General features: G+C 72.6%; 13 protein-coding genes. 3 read left to right on the forward strand and 10 right to left on the reverse strand.

Going from position 1 to position 17,886, the window contains the following annotated elements; translation table 11 throughout:
- The first annotated feature begins 5 nt into the window (after positions 1 to 5).
- Positions 6 to 1,346: a chromate efflux transporter gene (gene chrA / locus JTN19_RS07255; RefSeq protein ID WP_206931233.1), complete on the forward strand. Its 1,341-nt coding sequence runs from the start codon at positions 6 to 8 to the stop codon at positions 1,344 to 1,346.
- Here the strand turns inward: chrA and JTN19_RS07260 are convergent.
- From JTN19_RS07260 to msrA, 5 genes are read right to left on the reverse strand one after another with little or no spacing between them, the layout of a single operon-like run.
- A complete protein-coding gene (locus tag JTN19_RS07260; RefSeq protein ID WP_206931234.1) occupies positions 1,324 to 2,277 on the reverse strand; it encodes a sterol desaturase family protein in 954 nt (317 codons plus the stop codon). The genes chrA and JTN19_RS07260 overlap by 23 nt on opposite strands.
- Positions 2,274 to 3,014, reverse strand: a complete 741-nt coding sequence (locus JTN19_RS07265; protein WP_206931235.1) for a polysaccharide deacetylase family protein — start codon at positions 3,012 to 3,014, stop codon at positions 2,274 to 2,276. The genes JTN19_RS07260 and JTN19_RS07265 overlap by 4 nt, the downstream gene beginning before the upstream one ends.
- The gene (locus JTN19_RS07270; protein ID WP_206931236.1) at positions 3,011 to 4,063 is read right to left on the reverse strand and encodes a YncE family protein; all 1,053 of its coding nucleotides are present in this window, start codon (positions 4,061 to 4,063) and stop codon (positions 3,011 to 3,013) included. The genes JTN19_RS07265 and JTN19_RS07270 overlap by 4 nt, the downstream gene beginning before the upstream one ends.
- A gap of 57 nt (positions 4,064 to 4,120) precedes the next feature.
- A complete protein-coding gene (gene msrB / locus JTN19_RS07275) occupies positions 4,121 to 4,540 on the reverse strand; it encodes a peptide-methionine (R)-S-oxide reductase MsrB (RefSeq protein WP_206931237.1) in 420 nt (139 codons plus the stop codon).
- 3 nt (positions 4,541 to 4,543) lie between these two features.
- Entirely contained in the window at positions 4,544 to 5,083 is a 540-nt protein-coding gene (msrA, locus tag JTN19_RS07280) for a peptide-methionine (S)-S-oxide reductase MsrA (RefSeq protein WP_206931315.1), read from the reverse strand.
- A gap of 109 nt (positions 5,084 to 5,192) precedes the next feature.
- Here msrA and glpD point away from each other — a divergent pair, with 109 nt between their 5' ends.
- Positions 5,193 to 6,683, forward strand: coding sequence for a glycerol-3-phosphate dehydrogenase (glpD, locus tag JTN19_RS07285; RefSeq protein ID WP_206931238.1), 1,491 nt, complete (start codon positions 5,193 to 5,195; stop codon positions 6,681 to 6,683).
- A 3-nt stretch (positions 6,684 to 6,686) separates the two neighbouring features.
- Here glpD and JTN19_RS07290 read toward each other — a convergent pair whose 3' ends face one another.
- Both JTN19_RS07290 and JTN19_RS07295 read right to left on the reverse strand, forming a co-directional pair.
- Complete coding sequence (locus JTN19_RS07290; protein WP_206931239.1) at positions 6,687 to 7,130, reverse strand: ester cyclase; 444 nt, start codon at positions 7,128 to 7,130, stop codon at positions 6,687 to 6,689.
- A gap of 60 nt (positions 7,131 to 7,190) precedes the next feature.
- Complete coding sequence (locus tag JTN19_RS07295) at positions 7,191 to 7,712, reverse strand: GNAT family N-acetyltransferase (protein ID WP_206931240.1); 522 nt, start codon at positions 7,710 to 7,712, stop codon at positions 7,191 to 7,193.
- 98 nt (positions 7,713 to 7,810) lie between these two features.
- Here JTN19_RS07295 and JTN19_RS07300 point away from each other — a divergent pair, with 98 nt between their 5' ends.
- Positions 7,811 to 8,605 carry an enoyl-CoA hydratase/isomerase family protein gene (locus JTN19_RS07300; RefSeq protein WP_206931241.1) on the forward strand — a complete coding sequence of 265 codons (795 nt, stop codon included), beginning with the start codon at positions 7,811 to 7,813 and terminating at the stop codon, positions 8,603 to 8,605.
- A 52-nt stretch (positions 8,606 to 8,657) separates the two neighbouring features.
- On the opposite strand, the gene JTN19_RS07305 is transcribed toward JTN19_RS07300, so the two are convergent.
- The 3 genes from JTN19_RS07305 to JTN19_RS07315 form a co-directional block, all read right to left on the reverse strand.
- Positions 8,658 to 12,374 (reverse strand): cellulose synthase subunit BcsC-related outer membrane protein, encoded by a 3,717-nt coding sequence (locus JTN19_RS07305; protein WP_206931242.1) that lies wholly within the window; start codon positions 12,372 to 12,374, stop codon positions 8,658 to 8,660.
- Positions 12,375 to 12,477: 103 nt separating this feature from the next.
- Entirely contained in the window at positions 12,478 to 17,061 is a 4,584-nt protein-coding gene (gene bcsA / locus JTN19_RS07310) for a UDP-forming cellulose synthase catalytic subunit (RefSeq protein WP_206931243.1), read from the reverse strand.
- Positions 17,058 to 17,885, reverse strand: coding sequence for a nucleotide-binding protein (locus JTN19_RS07315; protein WP_206931244.1), 828 nt, complete (start codon positions 17,883 to 17,885; stop codon positions 17,058 to 17,060). The genes bcsA and JTN19_RS07315 overlap by 4 nt, the downstream gene beginning before the upstream one ends.
- Between the last annotated feature and the right edge of the window lies 1 nt (position 17,886).

Here is a 17,886-nt window from a genome sequence, read left to right on the forward strand (position 1 = left end):
CCGCCATGCCCGACACCCACCTCCCGCCCGAGGCGCCCCAACTCCCCAGCTTCGGCGAGGCGCTGCGCGTCTGGGCGCGCATCGGCCTGCTCTCCTTCGGCGGGCCGGCCTCGCAGATCGCGCTCATGCAGCGCGAGGTGGTGGACCAGCGGCGCTGGGTGAGCGACGCGCGTTTCCTGCACGCGCTGAACTTCTGCATGCTGCTGCCGGGGCCCGAGGCCATGCAGCTCGCCACCTATCTCGGCTGGCTGATGCACGGGGTGAAGGGCGGCGTCGCGGCGGGGCTGCTGTTCATCCTGCCCGGCGCCTGCGTGATCCTGGCGCTGTCCTTCATCTACGCCTGGGCGGGCGAGGTGCCCTTGGTGGCGGGCCTCTTCTTCGGGCTGAAATGCGCGGTGCTGGTGGTGGTGCTGGAGGCGCTGCTGAAGGTGGCGCGCCGCGCGCTGCATGGCGCCGTCCCCTGGGCGGTGGCGGCGGCCGCGTTCACGGCGCTCTTCGTCTTCGGCGTGCCCTTCCCCGTGGTGGTGCTGCTGGCCGCCGGCGTGGGCGCGGCGCTGCCCCAGGCCTTCGCCGCCGGCGGGCATGGCGGCGGGCGCGGGGTGGCGCATTCGGCGCTGGATGCCGCGCTGGCGGCCGATCCGGGGCGGATCGGCATGATGGCCGCGGCGGCGCGGCGGGCGGGGCTGGTGTGCCTCGCCTTCTGGGTCTGGCCGGTGGCGCTGCTCTGGGTGCAGGGCGGGGTCTTCGCCGACATCGCGGGCTTCTTCTCCGTCATGGCGGTCGTCACCTTCGGCGGCGCCTATGCGGTGCTGGCCTATGTGGCCCAGCAGGCGGTGGAGAACTACGCCTGGCTCACCGCCAGCGACATGCTGGTGGGGCTGGGGCTGGCGGAGACCACGCCCGGCCCGCTCATCCTCGTGCTGCAATTCGTGGGCTTCCTGGCGGGGTTCCAGGCGGGCGGCGCCCTCTGGGCGGTGCTGGGCGCGGCGCTGACGCTCTACGTCACCTTCCTGCCCTGCTTCGCCTGGATCTTCCTGGGCGCCCCCTATGTGGAGCGGCTGCACGACCAGCCGCGCCTCAAGGGCGCGCTGGCGGGGGTGACGGCGGCGGTGGTGGGCGTCATTGCGAACCTGGCACTTTGGTTCGCCCTGCGCGTCATCTTCGCGCGGATGGAGCCTGGCCCCTTCGCGCTGAGCCTGCCGGACCCCGCCTCGGTGCAGCCCCTGGCGCTGGTGCTGGTGGTGGTCTCGGGCGTGGCGCTCTTCTTGCTGAAGCTGGGGCTGGTGCCGACGCTGGCGGTCTCGGCGGGGCTGGGCCTCGTGCTCAGCCTTGTCGTGGGGGTCTGAGGGCGCGCCACACCTCGCGCAGCCCCTGCCCCTGCTGGCGCAGCCAGCCGCCCGTGACATAGGCGGGCGGCGCGCCGGGGTCACCGGTGCGGGGGTAGTGGTCGCGCTTGAAATCCGCCGTGCCGAAGATCCAGTCCCAGACGGGCAGCAGCACGCCGTAATTCTTGCCCGCCTGCCCCACGCTCAGCACGCCATGGTGCAGCCGGTGGAAGCGGGGCGAAACCAGCAGCCGCTCCCCCACCCGCCCGAAATCCAGGCACACATTGGCGTGGCTGAGGCTTTCCGCGAGGCGCAGCACCAGGAGGATGACGGGGAACTGCGCCGGCGGCACGCCGATGGCGACCGCGATGACGCCGATCCAGGCCGCGGCGATGATGTCGTCCAGCACATGGTTGCGGTCATCGGTCCAGAAGGTCATCTGCGTCTGGGCGTGATGGATGGAATGCAGCGCCCACCACCAGCGGAACTGGTGCTGGAAGCGGTGGCGCCAGTATTCCCCGAAATCCAGGATGATGATGTAGAGGGCCAGCGCCAGCAGCGGCCATTCCCGCAGACCCGGGATCAGCGTCTCCAGCGTGGGCGGCACGAAGCCGCTATCCGCGATGGCGCCCTCGATGGCCACCGCCGCCCCCGAGAAGACCACGAAGCCCAGCAGCGGCAGCAGCCCGAGGCGCGCCAGCAGCGTGTAGGTCACATCGGTCCAGACCACCCGGCGTGACTCCCAGCGCTCCACCGGCCGCCAGCGTTCCAGCGGCAGGCAGACCAGCGCCACCACCGCCACCTGCACCACGCCGAACAGGAAGAAGCCCACCCAGTCGAAGGCGTCATCCGCCCAGGCCATGAGGCCCAGTTCATACATCACCGGCTGGACCCAGGCGTGGAAAAGCCAGGCCGTGACCTGGTCGTAGAGGTCCTCGATGGCGGCGATCATGTCGGAATGCCCTGGGGGGGAAGCGTGGCGAAGCGGAATCCGCGGGCGAGCAGCCCCTCGACCAGCGCGTCGAAGATGCCGGCGAAGGGTTCGCGGCGGGAGCGGACGCCCCAATGCATCACCAGCACCTCGCCATCGCGGATCTGGGCGAGGTTGCGGCGCAGCAGGGCGGCATTGGGGTGGGCATCGGCGGGCAATTCGTCGCCCAGGAAGCCGCGGGGCGTCCAGCCCTGGTGCCGCAGCCCGCAGGCCTCGGCCATGCGGCGCGCCCCCGGCGTGGTGATGCCGCCCGGCGCGCGCCAGAGCGGCAGCACCTCCGCACCCGGCGCCAGGGCGCGCAGGGCCGTGATGGGCCGGGCCAGTTCCGCGCAGAGCGCCGCCTGGTCCAGCACCTCGCTGCCCTCATTCTGGCGGGAGGTGTAGGTGACGCGCCCCGGCCCCGGGTCGCCCCGGAAATACCAGTGGCGCCAGGTGTGGCTGGCGAAGACATGGCCCTCATTCGCGCGCGCGCGCCAGAAGGGCGCCCAGCTTTCTTCCAGCTGCCGGTCGCCGCGATGGGTGCGCTCATTGGCGACGAAGAGCGTGGCGCGGATGGCGTGGCGGCGCAGCGTGGCGGCGATCTGCTCGGCCTCGCGCGACCAGCCGGTGTCTATGGTGAGGTAGAGCGTGCCGCCCGTGGGCTGCGCCCGCGCGACGGCCGGCGCCGCCAGGAAGGCCGCGAGCGCCCGGCGCCTCACCGGCCCGGCGCCGCGTTCACGCGGGTGGGCGCGTCGGCCTGCTCGGCCAGGGCCAGTTCCATGGGGCGCGGGCCGCTGGCGGCACCCGGCATCCGCAGGGCGAAATCGGCCCCCACGCCGGGCCGGCGCGGCATGACGAAGATGCCGTGCGGGCTGCGCCCCACCCGGACCTGCGCGTGGTCGCCCGTCGCGGGGTCCAGGATCAGCACGCGGCCGATCCAGCGCAGCGTGGCGTAGATGCGGCCATCGGGGTCGAAGGCGATGCAGTCCGGCCCGCCCGCGACCTCGAAGATGCGCCGGACCTCCAGCGTCTCGGCATCAATCTCGGCGATGCGGCTTTCCACGCGCGAGGTGGCGTAGAGGAAGCGCCCATCGGGCGAAGGGAAGACATTGTGCGCCCCGCGCCCCACCCGGAAGGCGGTGGTGACGGCGCGCGTCTCGGGGTCCAGCGCCACGAAGTCGTCGCGCCCCATCAGCCCCACCAGCAGCCGCCCGCGGTGCCAGATGATGCCCGCGGGTTCGGGCCCCACATCCTGCACCCAGGCGGTGGTCATGCTGGCCATCTCGATCGCCGCCACCTGGCCGCGGCCCTGCAGGGTCACATAGGCCCATTGGCTGTCGGGGCTGAAGGCGATGTGGCTCGGCATGCCCGGATGGCGCAGCCGCTGCTGGAGCTCCAGCGTGGCGGCGTCATAGATGTCCACCTGGTTGCGGCGCAGGCTGGCCACCACGAAGTGCCGGCCGTCAGGGCTGAATTCCAGGTGGTAGGGGTTGCTGATGCGCAGCCGCCGCAGCACCTCGCCGCTCACGGGGTCGAGGAAGAGCAGCTCATTCCCCCCGGAATCGCCCACCACCAATTCGCGCCCATCGGGCGTCACGACCAGGTGGTGGACCTCGCGCAGCACGGGGATGCGGCGGATTTCCTCGCGCGCCACCGCGTCTATCACCGAGATGGAGGCATCGCCCGAATTCAGCACGAAGATGGTGTCCGCCCGGGCCGGCAGGAAAGCCGCGCTGAGGAACAGGAAGGCAAGGAACAGGCGCCGCATGGGCAAGGCTTTCAACGGGCGGGAATGTCATCCATCCATAGCATGGCGCGCGCGGCGTTACACGGGCTTGAACTCCAGCGCGGCGCCATTGATGCAGTAGCGCAGCCCGGTGGGTTCCGGGCCATCCGGGAACACATGGCCCAGATGCCCGCCGCAGGCCGCGCAATGCACCTCCGTGCGGCGCATGAAGAAGCTGTTGTCCTCCGTCTCGCCCACATTGCCCTCGATGCGGGAATGGAAGGAGGGCCAGCCCGTGCCGCTCTCGAACTTGGTGTCGCTCTCGAACAGGGGCGTGCCGCAGCCGGCGCAGTGGAAGACGCCCGCGCGCTTCTCGGCATTGAGGGGCGAGGTGCCGGGCCGTTCCGTCGCGTGCTGGCGCAGCACGCGGAAGGCCATGGGGTCCAGCGCCGCGCGCCACTCCTCCTCGCTGCGCTGGATGGGGAAGTCCGTGGTGGCGGGCTTGGATTTGAAGAACATGGCTCAGGCCCCCACGGGGTTGAGGCGCGCGGCGAAGCTCTTGCGGAACTTGGCCACCTTGGGCGCGATGACGGCGCGGCAGTAGCCGGACCAGGGGTTCAGGCGGAAATAATCCTGGTGCTCGGGCTCCGCCGGCCAGAAGGCGCCGGCGGGGACGAGTTCCGTCACCAGCGGCGCGCCCCAGATGCCGGCGGCCTCGATCTCGGCCATCACGGCGCGGGCCGTCTCCATCTGGGCCTCGTCCTCGGCCAGGATGATGGAGCGGTATTGCGGGCCCACATCCGCCCCCTGGCGGTCCTTGGTGGTGGGGTCGTGCAGGGTGAAGAACATGCGCAGCAGGTCGGCGTAGGAGACCACCTCCGGGTCGAAGCCCACGCGCACCACCTCCGCATGGCCGGTCTTCTTGCCGCAGACCTGCTCATAGGTCGGGTTCTGGGCATGGCCCCCGGCATAGCCGGAGACCACCTGCCGCACCCCGGAGACGTCGCGATAGGCGGCGTCCAGGCACCAGAAGCACCCCCCGCCCAGCGTCGCGTATTCCATGATGCCCTCCTTCCCGTTCATGGCAGCTACATGGGGAAGAGGGGCCATGCGCGGAAGGCCCCCCATAAGACCCTGGACGGATCGCCCGCGCTCTTCCACATGGCGTTGCATGACGACCGACGCCCTCCCCCCTTCTTCCCATGCCTACGACATCCTCGTCATCGGGGGCGGGGTGAATGGCGCGGGCATCGCGCGGGACCTGGCGGGGCGCGGCTATTCGGTGCTGCTGGCCGAACGGGGGGATCTGGCGGGCGCCACCTCCTCCAACTCGTCCAAGCTGATCCATGGCGGGCTGCGCTACCTGGAGCATTACGAGTTCCGCCTGGTGCGCGAAGCCCTGGCCGAGCGCGAGGTGCTGCTGCGGGTGGCCCCGCACATCATCTGGCCGCTGCGCTTCGTGTTGCCGCACCGGCCGGAGATGCGGCCGCGCTGGATGATCCGCGCGGGGCTGTTCCTCTATGACCACCTGGCGCGGCGCGTGTCCATGCCCGCGGCCCAGGGCTTCCGCACCGAGGCTAACCCGCTGGGCGCGGCGCTGAAGCCCGCCATCACCCACGCCTTCGCCTATTCCGACGCCTGGGTGGAGGACAGCCGCCTCGTCCTGCTGCTGGCGCGCGACGCGGCGCTGCGCGGCGCCGACATCCGCACCCGCACCGAATTCGAAGGCGCCACCCGCCATGCCGGCCATTGGGAGGTGCGGCTGCGTGGCCCCGACGCGCAAGGGCAGCGCTTCCACGTGCGCGCCATCGTCAACGCCGCCGGCCCCTGGGTGCAGGAGGCGCTGGATTCCACGGCCGTGCCCCGGCCGGGTGCGGTGCGCCTCATTCGCGGCAGCCACATCATCGTGCCGCGCCTCCATGAGGGCGAGCACGCCTTCATCCTGCAGAATGACGACCGGCGCGTGGTCTTCGTCATCCCCTATGAGGGGGAATTCTCCCTCATCGGCACCACCGATGTGCCGCATGAGGGGGGCCCCGCCATCTGCACGCCGGAGGAGACGGCCTATCTCTGCACCGCCGTCTCGCGCCAGCTGCGCCGGCCCGTCTCGCCGGCCGATGTGGTGCACAGCTATTCGGGCGTGCGGCCCCTCTATGACGATGGCGCGGCGGACCCCTCGGCCGTCACGCGCGACTATGTGCTGAAGCTGGACACCAAGGCCGCGCCCCTGCTCAGCGTCTATGGCGGCAAGATCACGACCTTCCGCCGGCTGGCGGAGGAGGCGGCGGGCCAGGTGGGCGAGGCGCTCGGCCGGGCCGGCACGCCCTGGACCGCGACCGCCGCCCTGCCCGGCGGCGACATCACCGACCGCGCGGGTTTCGCGGCCGAGATGGCGCGCGCCCTGCCCTTCCTGGATGCGCGCCACCTGCCGCGCCTGATCCGCACCCATGGCAGCCTGCTGCCCGAGGTCTTCGCGGGCGGTGCCCTGGGCGAGGACCTCGGCGCGGGGCTGACCGAGGCGGAGCTGGACTGGATGCGCCGCCACGAATGGGCGCGCACCGCCGAGGACGTGCTGTGGCGCCGCACCAAGCTTGGCCTGCACATGGCGCGGGCGGACCAGGAGCGGCTGGCCCAGCGCCTCATGCCCCTGCCGGCCGTCTGAACCTCAGCCCGGCCGCACCAGCGCGCCGATCTGGAACAGCAGCCCGTATTCCTCGATGCTGTTCCACTCCTCCGCCACCTTGCCGTTCTCGAAGCGGTAGATGTCCGTCGCGCTGAAGGTGACGGGCCGGCCGGTGGGCGGATAGACGCGCCCGGGGTCGGTCAGGTCGGTGAAGGGGCCGGCATGGGTGCCCACCGCGCTCCAGCGGCAGACCACGCGGTCGCCCTCGCCCAGCAGGTGCTCGACCGTGTAGCGGGCGGGGAAGGCCGTGAGGAAGGCGCCGATGGCCGCCTTGCAGGCCGCGAAGCCGATGATGGGCGGCAGGCCAGGGAAGCGGCAGACATAGTTGGGCGCGAAGGCCTCATCCATGATGTCCACGTCGCCCGCGCTGAAGCCCACCTCATAGACCTTGCGGATCAGTTCCATGTTCCGCCGGGTGTCGTCCATGGCCGCCTGCGCCCCCGCTGTGCGCGGAAGGACATAGCACCACCGGGGGTTGTGTCGCCATCAGGGAATGGGCGGCGCCGCCATGCCCTCGCCCAATGCGCGCGTCATCAGCACCGTGTCCACCCAGCGCCCATGCTTCCAGCCCGTGCCCGGCAGCACACCGGCATGGGTGAAGCCGAGTGCGGCGTGCAGCGCGATGGAGGCCGCATTCCCTCTGTCGCCGATGACGGCCACCATCAGCCGCGCGCCCAATGCCTCGCAGCGCGGCAGCAGCGCCGCGAGCAGGGCCCGCCCCACCCCGCCGCGCCCGGCGTCCGGCGCCACATAGACGCTGTCCTCCACCGTGAAGCGGTAGGCCGGGCGGGTGCGGAAGGCGCCGGCATAGGCATAGCCCAGCACGCGGCCGTCCTCTTCCGCCACCAGGTAGGGGTAGCCGCCGGCCAACAAGGCGTCGCGCCGGCGCGTCATCTCCTCCAGGTCGGGCGGATCGAGTTCGAAGCTGGCCAGGCCATGCCGGACCCAATGGCCGTAGATGGCGGTGATGGCGGGCAAATCCCCTGCCCGGCTGTCGCGGATGAGCATGAACCGGGCATTGCGCCATCACGCCGCGCGCCGCAAGCGGATGACCGGGCGACCGATCCGCGCTATCGCTTGTTTCGCCAGCAAGGGGAGGATGCGCGATGGACGGCATGACGGAGGAGGCGACCACGCCGGTCCTGACGGTGGAGGGCGCCATCGCCACCATCCGCCTCAACCGCCCGCGCGTGCACAACCGCATCGAGCCGGCGGACCTGCTGGCGCTGTCCGAACACCTGACGGCCATCGAGGCCAACCCGGCCATCCGCGTGGCCATCCTGACGGGCACGGGCAAGTCCTTTTCCTCCGGCTACCATCTGGGCGATTTGGCCGCGCGGCCGGGGGCGGAGGTGACGGCGCGGGCGGATGGGCCCTCCTTCGAGGGGGTGGCGACGCAGCTCGAAAACCTGCGCGTGCCCGTGATCTGCCGGCTGAATGGCGGGGTCTATGGGGGGTCCACGGACCTCGCGCTGTGCTGCGACTTCCGCATCGGCGTGGACACGGCCGAGATGATGATGCCGGCCGCCAAGCTGGGCGTGCATTACTACCCCTCGGGCATGCTGCGCTATGTGAGCCGGCTGGGGCTGAACGCCGCCAAGAAGCTGTTCCTGACGGCCGAGACCATCAAGGCGCCCGAGATGCTGGCCATCGGCTACCTCACCGAGATGCTGCCGGCCGAGGCGCTGGACGCGCGGGTGCGCGCGCTGGCCGAACGCCTTGCCGCCATGGCGCCGCTGGCCGTGCAGGGCATCAAGCGCAGCCTGAACGAGATCGCCCGGCAGGATTTCGACGAGGCCGGCGCGCTGGCGCGGGCCAATCAGAGCCAGGCGAGCGAGGACCTGAAGGAGGGGCTGGCGGCGTTCCGGGAGAAAAGGGCGCCGGTGTTTCGGGGGCGCTGACGCGCCTTTCAGCGCCTGATCCCGCGACGCCCTCGCGGATCAGGCGCCTCCCTCAGAACCGCCCCTGCAACCTGAGCTGCACCACCGTCTCATCCCAGTTCGCCGATTTGTCGTACTGGAACCCCGCCCCGATATTGATCCGCGGCGTAATCGCGTAATCAATATTCCCCCGCAGCCCCGCGATGAAGTTCTGCTGGCTCTGCCCCGGATAGCGCGTGATCAGCGTGTTCGTCGCATCCTGCGCCGCCGCCGCGATCAGCTGGTTCTGCAGGAAGCGGTTGTTCGGGAACACGTCGCTCGGGTTCTCGCGCCACACCGCGAAGCCCGCCGTGCCGCCGAGGCGATAGGTGAAGTCCCCCGCACGCCCGCGGTAATCCACCGGGATATTGGCCGCGAAGAAGCTCTGCGGGCTGTAGTAGCCGCCATGGCCCAGCGTGAAGAAGCGCAGGTTCCGCTGGTAGCCGAAATAGACCAGGTCGCCGCCCACGGTCAGTTCGCCGCCCTCGCTGCGCAGGATGGGGTAGGAAATGCCCGCCCCCGCCTCGACGCGCGTGTTGCGCGCCACCTCCTGCCCCTCGAAGATCGAATAGCCGCCGCCGACATAGGCGAAGCCCGGTCCCACCGGGATTTCCACCTGCGCCCGCCCGCCCGTGCGGACCACCATGCCGAAATCGCGCCCCGCCAGCCGGTCGCGCTGCCCGGCCCAGGAGAGCAGGCTGTCCTGCACCGAACGCCGCTCACCCACCACGCGCAGCCGCACGCCGCCGATCTGCGGGGCGAGTTCCACGCCGCCCAGGATGGTCGCGCGCGGAAAGCCGATGGGCGACGAGGTGACATCCGCCCGCAGCCAGTCGTCGCGCCGATAGGCCATGCCGACATTCACGCCGGCCGCATTGGTCCGCGGCGTGCCCGCCCCGGCCCCCAGCAGCGGGTTGCCGCCGAAGCGGATGCGCGTGGCCAGGTCCGTGCCCAGGGTCCCGCTGTCCAGCGAAACGCCCGTCATCCGCGCCGTCAGCCGCCCGCCGATGCCCGGCGGCGTGATCTCCGCCTCCACGGGGGCGATGATGGACTGCATCCGGTCCAGCCCCGCGCTGCCCGAGCGCTGGCGGAAGCTGGGCGTGGCGGTGACGATGAAGCCCGTCTCCCGCTCCAGGCTGGCCAGTTCCGTCGCGATCTCGCGGGAGACGCGGTCCTGCGGCACGCCGGGCGCGGGCGCGCTGGTCGCCACGGCGCCCGCGCGGGCGAAGGGGTTGGGCAGCATGGCGGGCGGCAGGCCGGGCGTGCCGGGGATGGTCTGGAAGCCGAGTTCGGCGCGCCTTGCCTCGGCCGCCTGTTCCAGGGCGCGGCGGGCGCGGGCCTCGTTGTTGGTGGCGCGGGCATAGCGCGCCTCCAGGACCGACATGCGGCTGTCGCGCGGGTGCAGGCGCAGGCCTTCCGTCACCAGCGCCTCGGCGCGGTTGAAGTCGCGCATCGCCACGGCGGCATCCAGCGCCGCCTGCCGCGCATCCAGGCTGCGCGGGTTGCGGGCCAGGATGCCCTCGGCGATGCGCAGGGCCTCGGCCGGCTCGCGCGCCCCCTGGTGCAGGCGGGCGAGTGCCAGGCGGGCTTCGGTATTGTCCGGGTCGCGTTGCAGCACGGGGCGCAGCTGCTCGAAGGCCTGGGCCTGGTTGCCCTCGTTGTTGAGCCGGTCGGAGGCGCGGATGGCCGCGCCCGCCCGCAGCGAGGCGATGTCGCGCCGCTGCTCGGCCGTCACGCGCCCCTGCTCGATCTGGTCGGCGAGCGCCAGCGCCTCGGCGTCGAGCCCGGCGCTCAGAAGCGCGCCCGCGATGGCGAGCCGTGGCGTGGCGCCGGCGGCGCGGTTCGCGGCCTCGCCCACCCGCGCCGCCTCGGCGGCGCCGAAACGGTCATTGGCATCGGCGAAGGCGCGGATGACGGCGGCGGCGGTGGCGCCGGTGGGGTCCGGCCGGGCGGCCAGCGTCACCAGCTGCACCCGCGCCTCGGGCGCGCTGCGCGCCAGGCCCTGGGCGGCGCGCTGCACGTCGCGCTGGGCGCGGATGCCGGTGGCGAGCCGCCCCATATCGGCCGTGCGCTGGGCGGGGGGGATGCGGTTGAGGAAGCCCTCGGCCTCGGTGAGCCGCCCCTCCTCCTCGGCCAGCAGGGCGGCGGCGAAGAGGTCGTCGCGGCTGCCGCGGCGGGCGGCCAACTCCTCCATCAGCGCGCGGCCCTCGATGGCGCGGCCCTGGCGGCGCAGCACGCGGGCGAGGTCCAGGCGCAGCCAGGTGTCGTCGGGGGCGAGTTGCACGGCCTGGCGCAGCAGGGCGGCGGCCACGCCCGCATCGGCGGCGCGGGCGGCCTCGGCGCGCAGGCGGCCGGCTTCGCCGGGGGTGGTGGTGGTGCCGCCAGCCTCGCCGCCGCCCGCTGTGCGCGGCAGGGCGATGCCCGGGCGCCCCTGGCCGCGCAGGGCCGCGTTCAGCCCGACCTGGGCGGGGGCGAAGGCGGGGCGGCGGGCGAGGGCCGCGCGATAGCGCTGCTCGGCCGCCTCGAAGTCGCGGCGGCGGAGCGCGATGTCGCCCAGCAGCACCTCGATGTCCGTGCGGTCCTCGACGGTGCGGCGGGCGGCGCTGCGGGCGATCTCATCGGCCTCGTCCAGCCGGCCGCGGTTGAGCGCGGCGCGGCCGGCGGCCAGTTCCAGCCCATAGGCCGCGCCGTCCAGCGCGGGCTGCCATTGCTGGGCGCGGGAGGGGTCGGCGGCCACCGCCTGTTCCAGCAGGCGCCGCGCCTCGGCGGCGCGCCCTTCGCGCAGGCGCACGATGCCGAGCCCGCCCAGCGCATCCGCGTCATTGGGGTTGGTGGCGAGGATGGCCTCGAAGCGCCGCGCCGCGTCGGTGGGGGCGCCGGCTTCCAGGCGCTGGAAGGCCTCCTGGCGGGCCTCGGCCGTGGGGTCGGGGCGGGGGATGGCGGCCAGCGAGCGGCGCAGCTCCGCATCGGCCGGGAAGCGCTGGAGATAGGCCTGGGTGGCGTCCACGAAGGCGGGGTCGCCCGCGCTCCAGACCAGGGCCTGGCGCCAGGCGGCGCGCGCCTCGGCCGCGACCTCGGGGTTGTCGGCCAGGGGCACGAGGCGACGGATGCCCTCGGCGCGGGTGCCGGGCTGGAAGGTCAGCGTCTGGGCGGCGGCGAGGCGCACGCGCGGCGAGGCATCGGGCCGGTCGGCCAGCGTCTCCAGGCCGCGCCGCCCCTCGGCGGCCCCGGCCCGGGTGGCGGCCAGCGCCTGGAAGTATTCCTGGGCGAAGGGCGGCGTGGGCCCCTGCGCGCCGAAGATGGCGCGGTAGCGGGCGGCGGCCTCCTCCGCGCGGCCGGCGCGGGCCAGGGCGCGCGCCTCCTCGATGGCGTTGCGGTCAATGGCAGCGCCGCGGATGGCCTGTTCGGCGGCGCGGGTCTGCTCGGGCGTGGCGCCGGCCTCGCGCAGGCGCTGGGTGAAGGCGGCCGCACCCGCCTGGTTGCCGCGCGCGGCCTCGATGCGGGCGGAAAGCGCCAGCGCCTCGGCATTGCGGGGGTCGGCGGCCAGGGCGCGCTGCACCGCGGCCGCGGCCTGGTCGTTCTGTTCGAGGGAGAGCCAGCGTTCGGCCTGCCGCAGCAGGATGTCCACGGCGCGCGAGGCACCGGCCTCGGCCGCCACGCCATTGGTGGCGGGCGGGACGGCCTGCGCCAGACCCGAGGCCGGCACCAGCACGGCGCCGCCCAGCAGCAAAGTGGCCCGCAGCCTACGCATCACATCCCCCCGGCGCCGGGCCACGGCCCGCGCGTTCGGCTACCGCCATCCCCATGGCGGCACCGTCCCACAGGATAACGGCCGTGCCCCCGCTTTGCCACCATCAACTGCGGCTTCTGAGGCGGTTCACCTCGCGCCGCCGCAGGATCCAGTAGACCGGCAGGCCCAGCAGCGCGCCCACGGCCAGCAGCAGCAGCAGGGCGCGTTCCGGGCGGTCGCCCAGCCAGATCTGCGGCAGCAGCCACCAGGGGGCCTCGCCCACATGGTAGGGCGACATGGTGCGGAAGGATTGCACCGTGCCGCCCGACAGCACCGCCGTGTCGCCCTGGATGGCCGGCGCCTGCACCGGGTCGCGCAGGGCCTGGACCATCTGCGCCACGGCGGCCGGGGTGGCCCCCGTGATGGCCACGACCGAACGCCCGGACTGGAGCGGGCTTTCCGCCCCCAGCACCGCGCCGAAGCCCTCGCCCAGCGTGCCGAGGGCCGCCGAGGCGCGGCTGCGCTCATCGCGCGAGGGCGCGCTCAGGATCAGGGCGCGCGCCTCCTGGAAGGCGTCCGGCAGGGCGATGGACAGGCGTTCGCCCTCCATCCGCACCGCCGCGTCGCGCAGCAGGGTGCTGAGGGCCGGCTGGCGGCCCAGCGCGCCGATCACCAGCAGGTCCCGCGCGGCGGCGGAGGCGAGCTGCGGCGGCGTGACCACCTGCAGCCCCGTGGCCGCGATGCCCGTGATGGCCGAAAGCTGGCCGATGGCGTCGAGGAAGGCCCCCTGCTCCACCGTGCTCGCGCGCTCGGGCAGCACGGCGGCGGTGCCCGAGAGGTCCGCCATGCGGGTGAAGGGGAAGCCCGCGCTGGCGAAGAAGCCGAGATTGGGCATCTGGGCGAAGCGATGGATGCGCCGCAGGTCTATGGTGCTGTCCGGCTCCAGCGCCGCGCGCGGCGGGGCCGGGATGTCCACGCATTCGCCCCGGTTCAGGGGCCGCATGTCGAAGCGCAATTGCAGCTCGTCGCGGCCCAGCAGCAGGTAGGGCGGGATGATGGCGCGGCCGCTGCGCCGCGCGGTGTCGAAGCCCAGCAACTCCCAGAAGGGGTCGGTGGCCCAGCGCGTCGGGATCCAGGGCTCCGGGTCCGCCAGGCGGAAGGAACGCAGGTAGGAGCCGGAGACCGAGACATCGAGCCGCGAGGAGGAGACGTCAATGATGGGCCCCTCCGGCGCGCGGAAATTGAGGTCCACCGGAAAACCGCGCCCGCGGAAGGTCAGGATGTCGGGCGAGGTGCGCAGCGGCACACGGATGGCACCGGTGGAATAGCCGGTCGCCTGCAAGGCCTCCCGTTCCACCAGCGAACCCAGCATCAGCGGCGCGTCGGTGCGGACCCAGCGCGGGCTGTCATAGGGCTGGCGCGGCGGAATGGTGGGCGCGACCACGCGCGCCATCTCGCCCGCCAGGGTGCCGCGCGCGGCCACCAGGGCGAGGGCCGCCGGCACCAGCTCCGCCTCGCTGCGCCCGCCCAGCACCAGCAGCGTGCCGAAGGGGTCGTCCGGATGCGGCAGCATGGCGAGCGTGGGCCCGTCCATGCGCGGCATGGTGAGGCCCGGCACGGCATCCGGGCCGGTGGCGAGAATGATGGCATCGCCCTCGCGCGGGAGCGCGCGGCCCACGGGGAAGGTCGCGCCGCGATAATCGGCTTGCACCGCGAACCAGGAGGCCGCGATGCCCGCCGCCCGCAGCGCGGAGGGGCCCGCGCCCTCGGGGATGACCACGGGGATGATCACCTGGCCTTGCAGCACGCGCCGATCGAACAGCGGCTCGGGCAGGCGGGAGAGGTCGCGCTGGGGCGGCAGCCGCTCGATCCGCATCCGCATGGTCGAGAGGTCCGACACATTCGCCCAGAGCAGGCCGGAATTGGGGTCGTTGCACTCGGTGGTGTAGCGGCCGGAGAAGCGGAAGTTCAGCCGGTTGATCTCGGAGAAGAACAGCGGGTCCACCGGAAATTCCAGCGGGCCGAAGGCCTGCCGGGCGGAATCTATCGGAATGGCGCCCACCGCCTGCTCGTTCAGCGTCACCGCCACCTGGCTCAGCGAGGGGATGAGCGAGGGCGAGGCGGCGCCGGAGACGATCAGGCTCGCCTCCGTCACCACCTCATCGGCGCGCAGGCCGAAAAGGACGCCCTGCAAATCCTGGATGCCGCGCAGCTGCATGGGGCCGGTCAGCCCCAGGTCGCGCAGGGTGCGCGTCACCACCCGCGCGCCGCTGGGCGGGGGCGGCAGGCTGGGGGCGGGCGCCAGGGCCGGCGCGGGCTCCGGCAGCGGCGCCGGCGGCAGCAGGGGGGCGGGTGCCACCAGGGGCGGCGGCGGCTCGGGCGCCGGCTGCGCCTGGGCGGGCGTGGGGGCACGTTGCGCGGGCCGGGGCTGCTGCGCGAAGGCGCCACCTGTGCCCACCAGCAGCAGCAGGCCGGTGAGCCCCGCGACCACCCGCGCGCCGGCCGTCACCACCGTGGCGGCGCCCGACGACTGTTGCCGGCGTGGCGGCACCACGCCCGAGGCGCGCCCCTCGGTGGCGGGCTTGGGCGCCTCGGGCGGCACCGGCTTGTGCCCCGGCCGCACCCGGCCGAAGCGATACTTGTTGAACACCACGTCGGCCGTGGCCGCGACCACATTGCCGAGCGAGCGCAGCGGCCGGTCCAGCGGCCACTTGTCCCAGTAGAGCCAGGCATCGGCGCGGCCGAAGAAGGCGCGCACCACGTTGGATTCGTCCTGCAGGTCCTCGATCAGGAATTGCAGGTAGGCGTCATTGCCCTCCCAGCGCACCACGGTCGCCTTCAGGGGAATTTCCTCGCCGCCCGAATGGAGGAGCAGGTCCACCCGGTCGCCATCGGCGAGGCCAAGGGGACGGTCCAGCCGCAGCCGCGTGCCGGAGAGCGAGAGGTCCTGCGTCATGGACGGCAGGCGCGTGCCATCGGCCAGCACCAGCTCGCCCGGCACATGGGCGGCGACGCGCGCGCGCAGGCGCGACTGCTCGCGCTCCCGCCCCACGGCCACGCCGGCCGAGAGCGGCACCAGCGCCAGGCCCGCCCAGATGGTGTTCAGCAGGTAGGCGCGCGCCTCCAGGCTGCCGCTCTCGGCCATGATGTAGCCCACCAGGCCGATGACGAAGCCGATGCCCACCAGCACCAGCAGGATGAGGTTCGCGAGCACGGCCTGCACGTCGAGATAGCCTTCGTCGAGGGTGCCGCCCTTGTCGGTCACGTTGAACTTTCCCTTCCTGGGGTCGAGCAGGGTGAGGATGGTAACCGGGACGAGCTGCGCCGCGAGCGAGGCCTCGTAGATCTCCGACCAGAAGGAATGCCGGTGCGGCCCGTTCAGCCGCGCCGTGGTGGCGATGGCGTGGAAGATATGCCCGCCCGCATAGGCGATGATGGCGAGCGGCGAGGCCGCGATGACGCTCTCGCCCAGGAACAGGAACACGAGCGGCGAGGTGAGGAAGACGATGCGCGGGATGGCGAACATGAAGCCGAACTGCGCGATGAAATAGCAAAGCCGCTGCATCATCGTCAGGCCGCGGGCGAAGAGCGTGTTCTCGATCCGCATGATCTGGAGCATGCCGCGCGCCCAGCGCATCCGCTGGCCGATGTGCAGCGCGAGGCGCTCCGTGGCCAGCCCCGAGGCCAGCGGGATGCGGATATAGGCCGTGTCCCAGCCCTTCTGCTGCATGCGGAAGGCGGTGTGGGCGTCCTCCGTCACGGTCTCGTGGGCCACGCCCCCCACCTCCTCCAGCGCGGAGCGGCGGATGACGGCGCAGGAGCCGCAGAAGAAGGCGGCGTTCCACAGGTCGTTGCCTGGCTGGATCAGGCCGTAGAACAGCAGGCCCTCATTGGGCACGGCGCGCTTGCGGGCGAGGTTCCGCTCGAAGGGGTCGGGGCTGTAGAAGTGGTGCGGCGTCTGCACCATGGAGAGCTTCTTGTCCCGCACCAGCCAGCCCAGGGTGAGCTGGAGGAAGGCGCGGGTCGGCGCGTGGTCGCAGTCGAAGATCGCGATGAACTCGCCCGGCGTGTGCTTCATCGCGTGGTTGAGGTTGCCGGCCTTGGCCCCCTTGTTGTCCGGGCGGATGATGTAGCCGCAACCGACTTCCTCCGCGAATTCGCGGAAGGCGGGGCGGCGGCCATCATCCAGGATCCAGACGTTCAGCTTGTCGCGCGGGTAGTCCATGTTCATGGCGGCCAGCACGGTGGGCCGCACGAGGTCCAAATCCTCGTTGTAGGTGGGGATGTAGACATCCACCATCGGCCAGCTCTCCACGTCGCGCGGCAGCGGCACCGGCTTGCGGTTCAGCGGGTAGGTGGTCTGGATGTAGGACAGCGTCATCAGCAGCCCCGCGAAGACCTCCGCGAGGAAGAGCAGGGAGCCGAAGATGGTCTGGAGGAAGGTTTCGAATTCCAGCGTCTCGGTGGCGCGCCAATAGAGGTAGCGGCTGGTGATGGTGACCGAGAGCATCACCAGGATGACACTGACCAGGCGTGACTTGTTCCGGTTCAGCACCAGGAAGACGCCGATGCCGGCCACTGTCAGCCAGGCCTGCGCCGTCGCGTCCATGGGCAGGGTGATGAAGACGAAGGCCAGCAGCAGGCCCAGCGCGCCGGAGGCGCCGCGCAGCAGGCGCATCTTGCGGTCGGGGGGGGCGGGGAAGCTCATGGCCGGCTCCAGGGCGCGCCGCTGGAGGGGGGCGGGCCATAGCCGGGGGCGCCATAGCCGGGGGCCGGGGGGCGCAGCCGCTTGGCCAGCGCATCGGTCAGCACCAGCAGGTCCTCGCCGGCACCGGGCTCGCCCTCCAGCAGCATGCGCCGGTCGGCGAGCGCCTCGGCCACGGAGAGATCGCGGCAGACCACGCCCAGGAAACGCGGCCCGAGGGCATTCTGGGCCATGTCCAACACCGCCTCGCTCAAGGGATTTCCGGTTTCCACCTGGTTCAGCACCATCACCGCGCGCTCTCCCACCCGGGCCGCGAGCGTGCCGCGGCCCAGGATGCGGTTGCTCGCGATCTGGGGAATGACCGCGGCACTCCCGGCATCGGCCAGCAGCACCATGACCAGGATGTCGGTCAGCGGGGAGATGGCCGCCAGCGCCGGGTTCGGGCCGGGCGGGCTGTCCGCCACCACGACGAGGCCCGGCACCGCCAGCATCTCGCGCAGCGGCTCGGCCAGCAGCTCGGGGCTGGTGGCCAGCGCCTGCGCGACCCCCATGGCCCGCACCGCGTCACCCGGGCCGAAGGGGAGGACGCGCACGCCGGATTCCGTCTGGACCAGGCATTCGCGCCAGTTGGGCCGCTGGGCGATGTTGGCCGTGAAGGCGGCCGGTTCCCAAAGGGGCAGGCCCAGATGCAGGCGCAGCGCGTTCTGCGGGTCGAGGTCCAGCGCCACCACGGGCAGGCCGGCGCGCGCCAGCAGGGCCGCCACATGCGCGGCCAGGGTGGTCTTGCCCACCCCCCCTTTCGGGGATGCGAAGGTGATCAGAGGCATC

It is taken from the genome of Roseococcus thiosulfatophilus (genome assembly GCF_017311575.1).
Classification (GTDB): domain Bacteria; phylum Pseudomonadota; class Alphaproteobacteria; order Acetobacterales; family Acetobacteraceae; genus Roseococcus; species Roseococcus thiosulfatophilus.